We start from the raw sequence: 12,855 nt of genomic DNA on the forward strand, positions 1-12,855 counted from the left end.
TCCGCGGCAAGGTGGCGGCGCCGGCGAGCGCGGCGCCCAAGGTCGTCGCGCCGGCCAGCAGCCGGCGACGTGGCAGGGCAGTCATCGTGAACCCCCGGTGATTGACTGAGGCCGATGACGCTATCGACCCGGCCGGAGCGGCGAATCACGCGAATACGGGACTGCGGTGCGGTCAGCGGAAGTCCCCGGCCTGGTCGTGAGCCCAGGCAGCGGAGGTCAGAGCGGCCGGCCCAGGAGCCCGGGCACGGCATCAACGGCCACGTCGGCGGGCAGCGTCGGCACGCTGCCCCGGGACTGCACCAACATGTCGACCAGCGGCCCGGGCAGGTGGGTCGCGTCGAGGTCATCCAGAAAGAATTGGTAGTTGTCTTCAGGTTTCAGCCCGCGCAACCGAAGGACACGACACCACCGCTGAGACGCCGATTGGAGCCGCCGGTGACCGACCACTACCCGCCGGTGTCCGGCGCCCAGTATCAGCCGCAATCCCCTGCTGGGTATGCCTATCCGGCAGCGTCTCAGGCGCCCGGTTACCCAGCGCCGCCCGGCTATGCCGCATACCGATACGGACCGCAGTTTCCATACCCGCCACCTACGAGACAGGCCCCCGGCTGGCTGCTGATCGTCCTGGTCACCTCGGTAGCCGGCATCATCGGACTGGCCCTGACGATCAGCCGTGCTGCGGAGGCTCGTCGTATGGGCCTGTCGACCTTTCGCTACTGGCTGGCCTGGGCCATCCCATTCGGCTTCTGGCTTCCCCTGGTCATCTACATCAACTTCGTCGCCCCCGGAGGCACAACCTGCTCCTGCTAGGCCGTGCGAAGAACACGGTCCCTGGCCGGAAAATTGCATGTGTCGCCGTTCTGCGCCCATTAGCCTCCCAGTTCATGGAGAGCACCACCTTTCGCACTGAACGCCTTCAGCTTCGCCCGGTGCGTGACGAGGACGTCGACCGGATCCTGCGGTACCGCAATCTGCCCGAAGTCACTCGTTGGCTACTACGCACGGAGGTCGACCCTGCGTCCTACCGGGCGGCGTGGCGGCACGCGGCGGAAGACCCCAATGACCACTGCAAGGCGGTCGTGCTTGAGGGTGTGGTCATCGGAACCGTCTCACTTGATGTGGTCGACGGTATGGGTCAGCCCGGCATGCCACCGCGTACGGAGGCCGAACTCGGCTACATCTTCGATCCGGCCTACAACGGCCATGGCTACGCCACCGAGGCGGTGACGGCAATGGTGGCGTACGCGTTCGACCGGTTGGGCCTGCGGCGGATCACTGCCGGCTGCTTCGCCGACAACCTTGCCTCGGTCAGGATCCTCGAGAAGGTCGGCATGCGTCGTGAGCAGCACGGCGTCGGCGACTCCTGGCACGCCGAGCTGGGCTGGCTCGACGGCAACACGTACGCCCTGCTCGCCGAGACGTGGGACTCGGCTACTTGTTGACTGGTGGCACGACCCCGGCCGGGTGGTCGCCGGTCAGTCCGGGAACGGGAACCGGCTGCGAAGGCCGGTGAGCAGGTCGTGTGCCTGACCCTCGCAGGTTGCCTCTGCGTGGCTGAACGCGTCGACGACCGCCTCCAGCGGATCGTCGTTCACTGCGGCGAAGAGTGCCGGAACGGCGAACGACGGCCGGTGCCTGGCTCCTTGCGACGCATCGAACGGCACCGGACCCGACCCGTTGAAGCCGGTCCACAGCAGCGGGAACACCGCTTCCGGGGACGTGAACGGTTCCGGTAGCGGCTCACCGCGGTCCATGGCGGTCAGCGCCGGACGGACCCAGCCGATCTCGTCCATCCCGGCCACTTCAAAAGCCCGGCGGGCCAGCCACCGGGCGGCGGCCCGCTGCACCGCGGGATCCCATCCGTCGAAGACGTCCAGCAGGTCCCGATGATGCTGGGCCACACCCAGCACATTCCCGCCCAGCTGCCGCAGCCGATCCGACGGCGGTCTATCGCCCCACGCCCAAGCGTCGTACCGGTCTTCCTGGTTGCCTTCGCCCCAGTTGCCATGACCGCCGTCGTCGCGGTCCTCGCCGCTGTGCTCGGCCGCCGGCGGTGTCTCCCGGGCGACACCGTGCCAGTACGCGGCAATGCCGCTGGTCTGCCGCACGATCGTCTCCGCCGCCTGCTCGTCGGGCCACAGCTGCAGCAGATACCGGTCCACGGTCGGTTCCTCGGACATGACGGTGTCAGCGTCCCGGGCGGCGTCCATCCCGGCAGCGCAGTACCGCGCGCGCAGCGGGCCGGTGCCGGGTAGCCGGACGTCGAACGAGTCCTGGAACGACTGGACGCACATGTCCACCGACGGCGGGGTGAACGGCACGTCGACGATCTCCTCCCAGCCGGCCCCGGGTTCCGGTGCCGTGGCGTGCCACTCGATACGCAGCGGCACCCGGCCGGTGTGCAACCCGGTGATCATCGAGAGGACACCGGGGGTCGCGGCGCCGGCGAGCCCGTTCTGCTGACCCGCCCACGTGTCACCCAGGTCCGGGTACTCGTCACCGCCGGCCAGGAACATGAACCCGTAATGCACTGGCACGTCGGCGTCGAACAACACGATCATGACCTGATCGTGCCGGACCGTGCCCGGCCGCGCACCGGCGTCACCTGCATCGGTCTCCGCCTCGAGCCCCGGAGGGCACGCCGGCGGATGGTCGCCCGGCGCTTATCCCTTCCCCTGTGGCGCGTTCGCCGAGCCGCGCACGCCGACGCCGGTGCTGGGCGGCAGCGAGCAGTACGCCGCGGTGTTCAGCTTGGGGGCGGGCGTCATGTCGAGCCCGTTGCGGTACGTCGTTGCGCCGTACCCGCTGACGCATGGCGGCGGCTTGAAGAATGTGGTGACCAGCCCCATGTCGATACCGTCCGCGGTGATGGCCGTCGATCCGGCCGCCGCCACGGCCGGCAGCGTCACCAGTGCCTGCTCCAGCCCGTCGCGGCGGACCAGCGCGATGTCCGAGGTGGTGAGCAGGTTGCTCAGCAGCACGCCGAGGCCCGGATCGGTGTCGTCCAGCATCCCGCTCACCTGGTCGGCGGCCGCGGGGGCGGCGAGAATGAGGCGCCGCAGGTCCGGGTCGGAGCTGTCCAGTTGGGTGGCGAGCAGGTTCAGGTCATGACTGAACGAGCGCAGCGCATCGCTCGACTCCTGCTGCGTCCGGAGCACCACCTGACCGTTTTCGAGGAGCTGAGTCGTGGGACCGATGTTGTCCGACGCGGCCCGGGTCAGGTCGCCGGCGGTGTCCAGCAGGATCTGCAGGTTTCCGCCCTGGCCGGCCAGTGCCCGGTCCAGCTCGTCCACCACGGTGCGCAGGTCGTCCTTGGGTACGGAGGCGGCCAGGCCCGCCGCCGAGGTCAGCATCGTGGTGACCGGCAGCGGAAGCCGGGTGTCGGCGCGCTCGATGCGCGCTCCGGCGGCCAGGTACGGTCCGCCGTCGCTCTTCGGGCGCAGGTCGACGTACTGTTCCCCCACCGCCGACCGGTTGGCCACCACGGCCTGCACCGCGGCCGGGACGCGCGGCGCGGAATCATCGATCTTGAGGTCGGTCTCGATGCCGTCGGCGGTCAGCCGCATGGCGCCGACGCGTCCGACCGTCACCCCCCGGTAGGTCACCTCGGCATTGGTGAAGATGCCGCCGGACTCGCCCAGTTCGAGGTGGACCACGTAGTAGCCGCTGTGGCCGACATAGCGGCCCAGGTCGGCATAGCGCAGCCCGATGAAGCCGACCACGAGCACACCGAGGACGGCGAAAAGGACGATCTTGAGCTTCGCACCGAGTGTGAGCATCAGCCGGCACCTCCTGCGGATGGTTCCGACGAGGCCGAAGGTGTCGAGGGCCCGGGGGTCGAGGGCTCGGGCGTCGAGGCACTGGGTGGCGAGGAACTGGCCGGCGGCGATTCCGGTGCGGATGCCGAGGGCGGGACTGCCTGCGAGGGTGGGCCGATCTGCGATGGTGAGGTCGCCGTCGAGGGCGTGGTCCCCCACGGCGGAGTCGAACTGACGATGGGCAGCGGGAGTGGTGGAGCGCTGGCTCCGGGTGTGCTCGGCGTGGTCGAGGCCGGCGGGTGGCGGCCCTGAACCTTCCGCGCTGCGGCAGCGATGGCGTCGCCGGGCGTCAGCGGCGGGATCACGGTCGTGCCGGGCGCGGCGACCAGCGACAGATACACGTTGAGGTAGTCACCCTTGATCGTGTCGAGGGTGGCGTCGGTGAACGGGTAGGTCAACAAGATCTGCAGCGCCTGCGGCAGGGCCTGCCCGGCGTTGCTGAGCTGCCGCAGCACCGGGTCCAGCAACTTCAGGTCGGCCACGAGGTCGGCCTGGCTCCGCTCGATGGTGTCGACCGCCGTGTGGGACAGGGAGTCGAGCGACTGCAGCATCGTGACGAGCTCACCGCGCTGCTGTTCCAGCACCCGCAGCCCTGGGGCGAGGTCGTCCAGAATGGCGCCGATCTGCTGGTCTCGCTGGGCCAGCGCCCCCGAGAAGCGGTTGAGGGCGTCGATCGCGGCGGTGATGTCCGCTCGATTGTCGTCCAGACTGGACATGAGCGTGTCGATGTTCTTCAGCAGCGCCTTGATCTCCGGCTCGTTGCCGTCCAGCGCGTTGTTCAGCTCCACGGTGATGGTGCGCAGCTGGGCGATCCCGCCGCCGTTCAGGAGCATGGAGAGGGCGCCGAGGACCTCCTCCACCTCCGGGTTGCGGTTCGTCCGGGCCAACGGGATCTCGGCGCCGTCGCTCAGCGTCCCGGCACCGGAGCCGTCGGCGGGTGCAGCCAGCTGAACGTACTTCTCGCCCAGCAGGCTGGACTGGTGCAGGCGGGCCACGGCGTTGGCCGGCAGGCGGACGGATCCGTTGACGAGCATGGTGACCCGCGCGGTCCAGCTCCCGTCGGGCAGCTCGACCTTCGCCACCCGCCCGACCGGCACGTTGTTCACCCGTACCGCCGCATGGGGCACCAGATCGAGGACATCGGCGAAGTCGGCGACGACCCGGTACGGGTGCGGGCCGAGATCGGCGCCGCCGGGCAGCGGCAGGTCGGAAGCGCCGGAGAAGGCGCCCGGGCCGCAGCCGAAGAGCAGCATCACCACGGCGGGGAGGACGAGCAAGCGGGGCCGACGATTCATCAGCGGCCTCCCGGGGTGCCTTGGACGGTGCCCACCGGGGGTAGGGGCAGGGCGGGCGCCGTCGTGGACGGCACCGCTACGGGTGGCTGGTCCGGACCGAGCTCTCTCAGGTTCCCCCTTCCTTCGAAGGACCCGGTGGCCGGGTTGTAGGCGCCGACCACGTTGGTGAGCGCCAGCGGCGCCACGTCCAGGGCCTCTTCGAGCGAGGCGCGCTGCCGGAGCAGGGTGTCGGTGATCGAGGCCAGCTTGTCGACGTTCGATGTGATCCGGCCGCGGTTGTCCCGGATGAAGTCGCGCACCTGAAGCAGGGCGGTGGCGAGTTCGCGGAGCGCAGCGGCGAGTTCCTGCCGGTCGTCGGCGAGGAAGCCGGCCACGTCGCGCAGCTGGGTTTCCGCCTTGCGTACCTGGCCGTCGTTGTCCCTGAGCATGGCCGTGAAGCGCTCGAGGTTGGCGACGGTGTCGAACAAGTCTTCCTGAGAACCCGAAAGCGTACGGGTTGCCTTGCCGAGGTCCGCGATGCTGCTTCCCAGTGCTCTACCGTTGCCGTCCAGGTTGGCGGCGCCGGTCTCCAGGAGGTCGGACAGGGCGCCGGCACGGTTCGCGCCGTTCGGTCCCAGCGCCGTGGCCAGCCGGTTGAGACTCTCGTAGAGCTGGTCGAGCTCGACCGGCGTTGCGGTGCGCTCGACCGGTATCTCGTCGCCGTCGGTCATCTTCGCACCGCCGGTGTAGGCCGGGCTGAGCTGGACGTACCGGTCGCTGACGATGCTGGGCGCGACAACCGCGGCCAGCGCCCCGGCCGGCACCTCGACATCGCGGTCGATCGTGATCCCCACCCGTACCCGCGTGCCCTCTGGACTGACCGAGGTGATGGTACCGACCGGTACGCCGAGCACCCGCACGTCCGAGCCGGCGTACACGCCGACCGCCTCGCCGAAGTACGCGACGATGTGCTTGGTGCCGAAGTCGCGCATCACGAGCCAGGCCAGCGAGCCGGTGAAGACGACCAGCACCGCGAGACCGGCGGCGAGGATACGACCCGCCCGGTACGACGTCGGACTCATCGCGTGCTCCCTGTCCTCGGCGGCACACATCCGCTCGACGGCGCGGTGCCGGCCGGCCGGTACGAGTCGGGCACGAGGCCGCACAGGTACGCGTCGAACCAGCGACCGTTGCCGATGGCGTTGCCCACCATCCGGTAGTACGGCCCGGCCAGGGCGAGTGCCCGGGTGAGGTTGTCCTGGTTGCGCTGCAACACGTCGGTGACCCGGTCCAGAGCCGCCAGCGCCGGGCCCAGGGTCGCGGTGTTGTCGGCGACCAGCCCGGAGATCTGCACGGCCAGTTGCTCAGTGCCGGTCAGCAGCGCGCCGATCGCGTCGCGCCGTCGCTGGACCTCGGCCAGCAGCAGGTTGCCGTCGGCCAGCAGCGCCTGGAACTGCGCGTTGTCGTCGGCCAGTCGCCCCGTGATCTGCTTGGTCGCCGTCAGCAGCTGGGCCAGTTGCGTGTCCCGGGAGGAGATGGTGCGCGAGAGGTCGGACAGTCCCCGCACCGCCCCCTTCACCGAATCGGGCGTGTTGCGGAAGGTCTGCGCCATCGTGTCGAAGCTGCGGGCCAGCGCGTCCGTGTCGATCTGGCTGACGGTGTCCGACAGCTGCCCGAACGCCTCGGTGACGTCGAACGGCGAGGTCGTCCGGCTGACCGGGATGGTGGTCCGCGGGTTCTGCGATGCCCCGCCGAGCGGGTCGAGAGCGAGCACCTTGTCGCCGAGCAGGGTCTTGATCCGGATGGCCACGGTGCTGGTGTCGCCGACCCAGGTGTCCTTGACCCGGAAGTCGACCCGCACTATGCCGCCGTGCAGCGCCACGCGCGTAACGGTGCCCACCTTCACTCCGGCGACCCGCACTTCGTTGCCTGTGCGCAGTCCGGCCGCCTCGGTGAAGTCGGCGGTGTACGTGGTGCCGCCTCCGATGATCGGGAGGTTGTCGGCGTTGAACGCGAGCAGTGCGAGTGCGGCGGCCAGGACGAGGCCGAGTACGCCGGCGAGGACGGGATGGCGGCTGGGGCGGCTCATTGGCACCTCGCCTCGGTCACCGGGAGCCCGGTCGGCGGCGGACTACCGTCCGAGGTGGAGACGCCGCTGACCGTCGCTGAGCAGAGATAGAAGTTGAGCCACGAGCCGTACGAGGCGGTCCGGCCGATGTTCTCCATCTTCACCGGCAGGCGCTGCAGGAACGTGTCCAGCTCAGAGCCCTCCGACAGGGTGGCCGAGACCTTGCCGAGCGACACGATGTCCTGGCGCAGCGGCTCCCGTCCGCTCCGGAGCAGGCCGGCCGTGGTGGTGCTCAGATCGCCGATCGCGTCGATCGCCTGGCCGATGGGTTTCCGGTCCTGGGCGAGCCCGGAGACCAGCTCCTGGAGGGTGCTGATCAGTGCGGAGAGCTTGTCGCCGCGCGCGTTGACGGTGTTCAGGACCGCGTTGAGGTTGTCGATGACCTTGCCGATCACCTCGTCCTTGGCGGCCAGGGTGGAGGTCAGTGACGCCGTGTGGGCCAGCAGACTGTCGACGGTGGTGTCTTCGCCCTGCAGGACCTGGACGACCTCGTTGGCCAGCTGGTTGACGTCCTCGGGGGCCAGCGCCTGGAACAGCGGTTGGAAGCCGTTGAACAGCGCGGTGAGGTCCAGCGCCGGCGTGGTGCGCCCGAGCGGGATGGTCTGGTCGGGCGCCAGGATCTGACCGACCGGGCCCACGCCCTGGGCCAGCGTGATGTAGCGCTGCCCGACCAGGTTGCGGTATTTGATGGTGGCGGTCACCGAGGCCGGCAACGTACGCGCGACGTCGACGGTGAACCGCACCTCGGCCACCCGGCGGTCGACCACCCGGATGCCGGTCACCTGGCCGACCCGTACCCCGGCGATGCGGATGTCATCGCCGTCGGACAGGCCGGTCACATCGGTGAACTGGGCGCGGTAGGTCCGGGTCTCGCCAAGGCTCGTGTTGGCGATGCTCAGGCCGAGAACGGCCGTGGTGATCACGGTGACGACGGCGAACACGGTGCCCTTGATGGCCGGGCCGGCGATGCTCTTGGTCATGGTGTCAGCGTCACCTCGTTGCCGCGGAAGACCGGGCCGACCAGCAGGCTGCTCCACGGGGGCAGCGACCGCGGTGCCACGCCGAGCGAGGCGGCCATCAGCTCGTTGAGATACGCGCTCTCCTGCGGCGCGTTGGCCAGCCCATCCGGCGTGGGATAACAGGCAGGCCCGCTCTTGTCCCGGTACGCGGGGTCGTCTTTGCCGGGCAGGTACGCCCCACGCGACGGGGTGACGTGCAACCTCACGTGCAGTCCCGGCTCCGACGTACCCTTCCCCAGAGCCTTGTCCATGTCAGACACCGTGTCGGAGAGCTGTTGCAGGACACACGGAAACTCCGGCGCGTACTTGGCCAGCACGGCCAACGTCGGCCGGCTGTCGGCGGACAGCCGGATGACGGTTTCCCGGTTGTCCGCCAGGAACGAGTTCAGGTCACCTCCGGCCGAGGTCACCGAGGCGAAGAGCGTGCGGAGATTGTTCTGCTGCTCGACCAGGGTCCGGCTGGTGACGCTCAGGTGGGTCAGCGCATCGGTCAGGTCGGGTGCCGCGTCCGCGTAGCTGTTCACCACCTCCACCAGCCGGCTGATGTCCTCGTTCAGCTGTGGCAGCGAAGGTTCCAGCTCCGTCAGGTAGGCGTTGAGGTCACGCAGCGTCGTGCCGAGCTGGGCGCCCCGGCCGTCCAGCGCCTGAGCGATGGCGGTGAGCGTCACGGACAACTTGTGCGGCTGCACCGCCTGCAACAGGGGCAGCAGGTCCGCGAGGACCCGCTCCAGCTCGATCGCGTTGGCCGAGCGGTCCTGTGGGATGACCGCGTGCTCGGCCAGCCGGGCCGGGCCGGGCCGGCTGGGCAGGACCAGGGCGACGTATCGCTCGCCGAACAGTGTGGTCGGCAGCAGTTGGGCCGAGACGTCGGCCGGCAGCAGCGGGAACTGGTCGGGGCGCAGCGCCAGCTCCAGCCGGGCGCCGTCGCCGGTCGACGTGATCCGGCGGACCTCGCCCACCACGACGCCGCGCGCCTTCACCTCGGCACGGGGGTGCATGTTGTTGCCGGCGCTGGTGGTCTCCACGAAGACCATGGCCGCGGGGGTGAACCGCCCCTGATAGCGGGCGACGACAAGCCACACCAGCAGCACGATGACCGCGAGGAACGCGAACCCGGCCAGGCGGCGGCTCAGCATGATCATCAGCCGGTCACCTTCACCGTCGTGGTGGCTCCCCAGATCGCCAGGCTGAGGAAGAAGTCGGTCAGGCTGATCAGCACGATGGCATTGCGGACGGCGCGACCCACGGCAACTCCCACGCCGGCCGGGCCACCGCTCGCCCGGTAGCCGTAGTAGCAGTGGGTCAGGATCACCAGCACGCTGAAGACGAGCACCTTGCCGATCGACCACAGGACGTCCTGCGGCGGGAGGAACAGCGCGAAGTAGTGGTCGTAGGTGCCGGCGGACTGGCCGTTGAACAGGATGGTCGTCCACCGGGAGGCGGCATAGGAGCTGATCAGACCCATGCCGTACAGCGGGATGATGGCGATGAACCCGGCCAGCATCCGAGTGGTGACCAGGTAGGGCAGGCTGGGGATGCCCATCACCTCCAGCGCGTCCACCTCTTCGGAGATGCGCATCGCCCCGAGCTGGGCGGTGAAGCCGGCGCCGACCGTGGCGGACAGGGCCAGGCCGGCCACCAGGGGCGCGATCTCCCGGGTGTTGAAATACGCCGAGATGAAGCCGGTGAAGGCAGAGGTGCCGATCTGATCCATCGCGGCGTACCCCTGAAGTCCGACGACGGTGCCCGTGAACATGGTCATCGCGACCATCACGCCGACCGTGCCGCCGATCACGCCCAGACCGCCACTGCCGAAGGCGACCTCGGCCAGGAGACGCAGGATCTCCCTCGAATACCGGAACAACGCGCGAGGCACCCACAGCGCGACCCGCACGTAGAAGACGAGTGAGTCGCCCAGCGTGTCCACAGGGGACAAGATGCGGTCCGCCAACGACGGTCCCCGCGCGCCCGATGCGTGTGTCACCTCATGCACCCTTCGGCGGTACGACGCGCAGGTAGATGGCCGTGATCACCAGGTTGACGAAGAACAGCAGGAGGAAGGCCACTACGACGGACTGGTTCACCGCGTCGCCCACCCCCTTGGGGCCACCCTTGGCGGAGATTCCCCGGTTGGCCGCGACCACCCCGGCGATGAAGCCGAAGATGAGCGCCTTGATCTCGCTGACCCACAGGTCGGGCAGGTGCGCCAGGGCGGAGAAGCTGGCCAGGTACGCCCCTGGCGTGCCGTTCTGCATGATGACGTTGAAGAAGTACCCGCCGACGACACCGACGGTGGAGACCAGCCCGTTGAGCAGCATGGCGACGCCCATGGCGGCGTGCACCCGGGGCACGACCAGGCGCTGGACCGGCGAGATGCCCATCACCTCCATCGCATCCATCTCCTCCCGGATGGTGCGAGCGCCCAGGTCGGCGCAGATGGCCGAGCCACCGGCGCCGGCCACGAGCAGCGCGGTGACCAGCGGACTGGCCTGCTGGACGATGGCCAGCACGCTGGCCGCCCCGGTGAACGACTCCGCACCCAGCTGCCGGGTCAGCGAACCGACCTGCAGGGCGATGACCGCGCCGAACGGGATCGAGACCAGCGCCGCCGGGAGGATCGTCACGCTGGCGATGAACCAGAACTGCTCGACGGTCTCGCGGACCTGCGGCCGGGTGGTGAACGACATCCGGGCCACCTGAGCCGCCAGCGTGAACACCCGGCCGGTTTCAGCCAGTGCGTTCATGGGACACCTCATTGCGGCCGGCCAGGATGCCCTGCTGGGCCGCGGGTGGTAGCTCGTGCAGGATCCGCATCACCCGCTCCTGCCGACGCGCGGCCGCCTGCCGGTACGGCTGGCCCGGAGTCGGCGTCAGCTGCGGTACGACGCCGCGGACATCGTCCAGGTCGGGTTCATTCATCGCCTCCGCGGCGGTGGCCGCCGCGTCCTTCTCCTCGGACATACCGATGGGCCCGCTGCGCCGGCCGTTGAGAAACTGCGCCACCACCGGTTCGTCGCTGGTGAGCAGCACCTCGCGAGGGCCGAAGGTGACCAGTTGCCGGCGATACAGCATGCCGATGTTGTCCGGCACGGTCCGAGCCATCTGAATGTTGTGGGTGACGATCAGGATGGTCGCGTCGATCTGCGCGTTGAGGTCGATCAGCAGCTGTGACAGGTACGCGGTGCGCACCGGATCCAGCCCGGAGTCGGGTTCGTCGCACAGGATGAACTCGGGATCGAGGACCAGCGCGCGGGCCAGGCCGGCGCGCTTGCGCATACCGCCGGAGATCTCGCCGGGCAGCTTGGACTCGGCTCCGCTCAGGCCGACCATCGCCATCTTCTCCTCGACGATGGACCGGATCTGCCGTTCGTTGCGGCGGGTGTGTTCGCGCAGTGGGAAGGCGATGTTGTCGTACAGGTTCATCGAGCCGAACAGCGCGCCGTCCTGGAACATCACCCCCATCAGCCGCCGGGTGCGGTAGAGCTGGCGCTCCCGGCAGGAGACGATGTCCACGCCGTTGATCACGACGCGGCCGCGCTCGGGCCGGACGAGGCCGACGAGGGTTTTGAGGAAGACCGTCTTTCCGGTGCCGGAAGGACCGAGCATGACCGAGATCTCGCCGGCCGGCAGGGTCAATGAGACGTCTCGCCACACCGTGTGCCGACCGAAGGACTTCGTCAGACCGTCGGCCTCCACTTCGATGCCCATTACAGTCTCCGGCCTATCGGGGAGCAAGGTTACTCGGCAGTACGTTCTTGCCGGCACGTTACTTCCGGCAACATCACGGCACAAGACGACATCCGCCGGACGGCTGTTGCCCGGCCAAACTTGTCACAGATCGACAAGAGCCAATGCCAAGATTGTCAGTCGACGATAAAGGCGTCATCGTTGCGGCGCCGGTATCTCGGGCGGACATCCGTTGGCGCCGGCGGTCCCCGGGGAGCAGAGGTTCCCCTGGATCATCTTGACGTAGTTGTTCGGCCCCGACAGCGGCGCGGTGAACAACGGGTTCAGATCCTCCCCGTCGGCGCCCCGGCAGCCGGTAAACGCGGGGATGGTGGTCGTACCGGTAAGCGGTCCACCGCGGGCGACCGTGTAGCCGGTCGGCGGGATGGTGCTGTTGTCGCCCGATCCGACGAGGGTGAAGTTGTCGGTCTCCGGCGCGGTCGTGTGGCAGTCCGCCCCGGCCGCGAGCGGCACGCCGTTCACCTTGACGTCGGTGAGCCGGATCGAGATCCGGCCGGACAGCGTGGTCGAGACGAGGGTGTGCTGGCCGTTCTGCTGTGTCGTCTCGGCCGAGCCGATGATCGGAGCGAGCAGGCTGAGGTGCATGGTCGCGCTGACCGGCACGAAACCGAACGTCAGGAACGTCGCGGTGGCCGGCGGGAACTCCCCCTCGGACAGGCCCGGGGTGATCCCGTTCGGCTCCAGCATGAACTGGTAGTCGGTCACGGTGTGCCGGACGCCGCCACGGATCACGCACAGGCCGAGCGGGATGGTGGACGGCACGCAGAAGCTCCGGTTGGCGGTGATGACCACGCTGGCCAGGGCCGGGTCGGGCGAGCCGAGCAGGGCCGCGCCGTCCAGTTTGGTGACGTTGGAGTAGCCGACCACGT

General features: G+C 69.1%; 14 protein-coding genes. 2 read left to right on the forward strand and 12 right to left on the reverse strand.

Annotated elements, in window-relative coordinates; translation table 11 throughout:
• Nucleotides 1-216 precede the first annotated feature (216 nt).
• On the reverse strand, nucleotides 217-390 hold the full coding sequence (locus AB0C29_RS13510) for a hypothetical protein (RefSeq protein WP_360819662.1): 174 nt from the start codon (nucleotides 388-390) through the stop codon (nucleotides 217-219).
• 45 nt (nucleotides 391-435) lie between these two features.
• Between AB0C29_RS13510 and AB0C29_RS13515 the strand changes: the two genes are divergently transcribed.
• Both AB0C29_RS13515 and AB0C29_RS13520 read left to right on the forward strand, forming a co-directional pair.
• Complete coding sequence (locus AB0C29_RS13515) at nucleotides 436-810, forward strand: hypothetical protein (RefSeq protein WP_360819665.1); 375 nt, start codon at nucleotides 436-438, stop codon at nucleotides 808-810.
• 74 nt (nucleotides 811-884) lie between these two features.
• Complete coding sequence (locus tag AB0C29_RS13520; protein ID WP_360819668.1) at nucleotides 885-1,442, forward strand: GNAT family N-acetyltransferase; 558 nt, start codon at nucleotides 885-887, stop codon at nucleotides 1,440-1,442.
• Nucleotides 1,443-1,475: 33 nt separating this feature from the next.
• Here AB0C29_RS13520 and AB0C29_RS13525 read toward each other — a convergent pair whose 3' ends face one another.
• The 11 genes from AB0C29_RS13525 to AB0C29_RS13575 form a co-directional block, all read right to left on the reverse strand.
• Nucleotides 1,476-2,561, reverse strand: coding sequence for a hypothetical protein (locus AB0C29_RS13525; protein ID WP_360819671.1), 1,086 nt, complete (start codon nucleotides 2,559-2,561; stop codon nucleotides 1,476-1,478).
• A 102-nt stretch (nucleotides 2,562-2,663) separates the two neighbouring features.
• On the reverse strand, nucleotides 2,664-3,779 hold the full coding sequence (locus tag AB0C29_RS13530; RefSeq protein WP_360819674.1) for an MlaD family protein: 1,116 nt from the start codon (nucleotides 3,777-3,779) through the stop codon (nucleotides 2,664-2,666).
• Nucleotides 3,779-5,113, reverse strand: coding sequence for an MCE family protein (locus tag AB0C29_RS13535; protein ID WP_360819677.1), 1,335 nt, complete (start codon nucleotides 5,111-5,113; stop codon nucleotides 3,779-3,781). The genes AB0C29_RS13530 and AB0C29_RS13535 overlap by 1 nt, the downstream gene beginning before the upstream one ends.
• Complete coding sequence (locus AB0C29_RS13540; RefSeq protein ID WP_360819680.1) at nucleotides 5,113-6,174, reverse strand: MCE family protein; 1,062 nt, start codon at nucleotides 6,172-6,174, stop codon at nucleotides 5,113-5,115. Before AB0C29_RS13540 ends, AB0C29_RS13535 begins: the two co-directional genes overlap by 1 nt.
• Nucleotides 6,171-7,181 carry an MCE family protein gene (locus AB0C29_RS13545; RefSeq protein ID WP_360819683.1) on the reverse strand — a complete coding sequence of 337 codons (1,011 nt, stop codon included), beginning with the start codon at nucleotides 7,179-7,181 and terminating at the stop codon, nucleotides 6,171-6,173. The genes AB0C29_RS13540 and AB0C29_RS13545 overlap by 4 nt, the downstream gene beginning before the upstream one ends.
• Nucleotides 7,178-8,200: an MCE family protein gene (locus tag AB0C29_RS13550; RefSeq protein ID WP_360819686.1), complete on the reverse strand. Its 1,023-nt coding sequence runs from the start codon at nucleotides 8,198-8,200 to the stop codon at nucleotides 7,178-7,180. Before AB0C29_RS13550 ends, AB0C29_RS13545 begins: the two co-directional genes overlap by 4 nt.
• A complete protein-coding gene (locus AB0C29_RS13555; RefSeq protein ID WP_360819688.1) occupies nucleotides 8,197-9,381 on the reverse strand; it encodes an MCE family protein in 1,185 nt (394 codons plus the stop codon). The genes AB0C29_RS13550 and AB0C29_RS13555 overlap by 4 nt, the downstream gene beginning before the upstream one ends.
• Nucleotides 9,381-10,223: an ABC transporter permease gene (locus AB0C29_RS13560; RefSeq protein WP_360819691.1), complete on the reverse strand. Its 843-nt coding sequence runs from the start codon at nucleotides 10,221-10,223 to the stop codon at nucleotides 9,381-9,383. The genes AB0C29_RS13555 and AB0C29_RS13560 overlap by 1 nt, the downstream gene beginning before the upstream one ends.
• Before the next feature lies 1 nt (nucleotide 10,224).
• A complete protein-coding gene (locus tag AB0C29_RS13565) occupies nucleotides 10,225-10,983 on the reverse strand; it encodes an ABC transporter permease (protein WP_360819694.1) in 759 nt (252 codons plus the stop codon).
• Nucleotides 10,967-11,974 (reverse strand): ABC transporter ATP-binding protein, encoded by a 1,008-nt coding sequence (locus AB0C29_RS13570; protein WP_360819697.1) that lies wholly within the window; start codon nucleotides 11,972-11,974, stop codon nucleotides 10,967-10,969. Before AB0C29_RS13570 ends, AB0C29_RS13565 begins: the two co-directional genes overlap by 17 nt.
• A 147-nt stretch (nucleotides 11,975-12,121) precedes the next feature.
• On the reverse strand, nucleotides 12,122-12,855 hold a 734-nt coding region (locus AB0C29_RS13575; protein WP_360819700.1), incomplete at its 5' end, for a hypothetical protein.

Source organism: Actinoplanes sp. NPDC048791, assembly GCF_040650095.1.
Classification (GTDB): Bacteria; Actinomycetota; Actinomycetes; order Mycobacteriales; family Micromonosporaceae; genus Actinoplanes.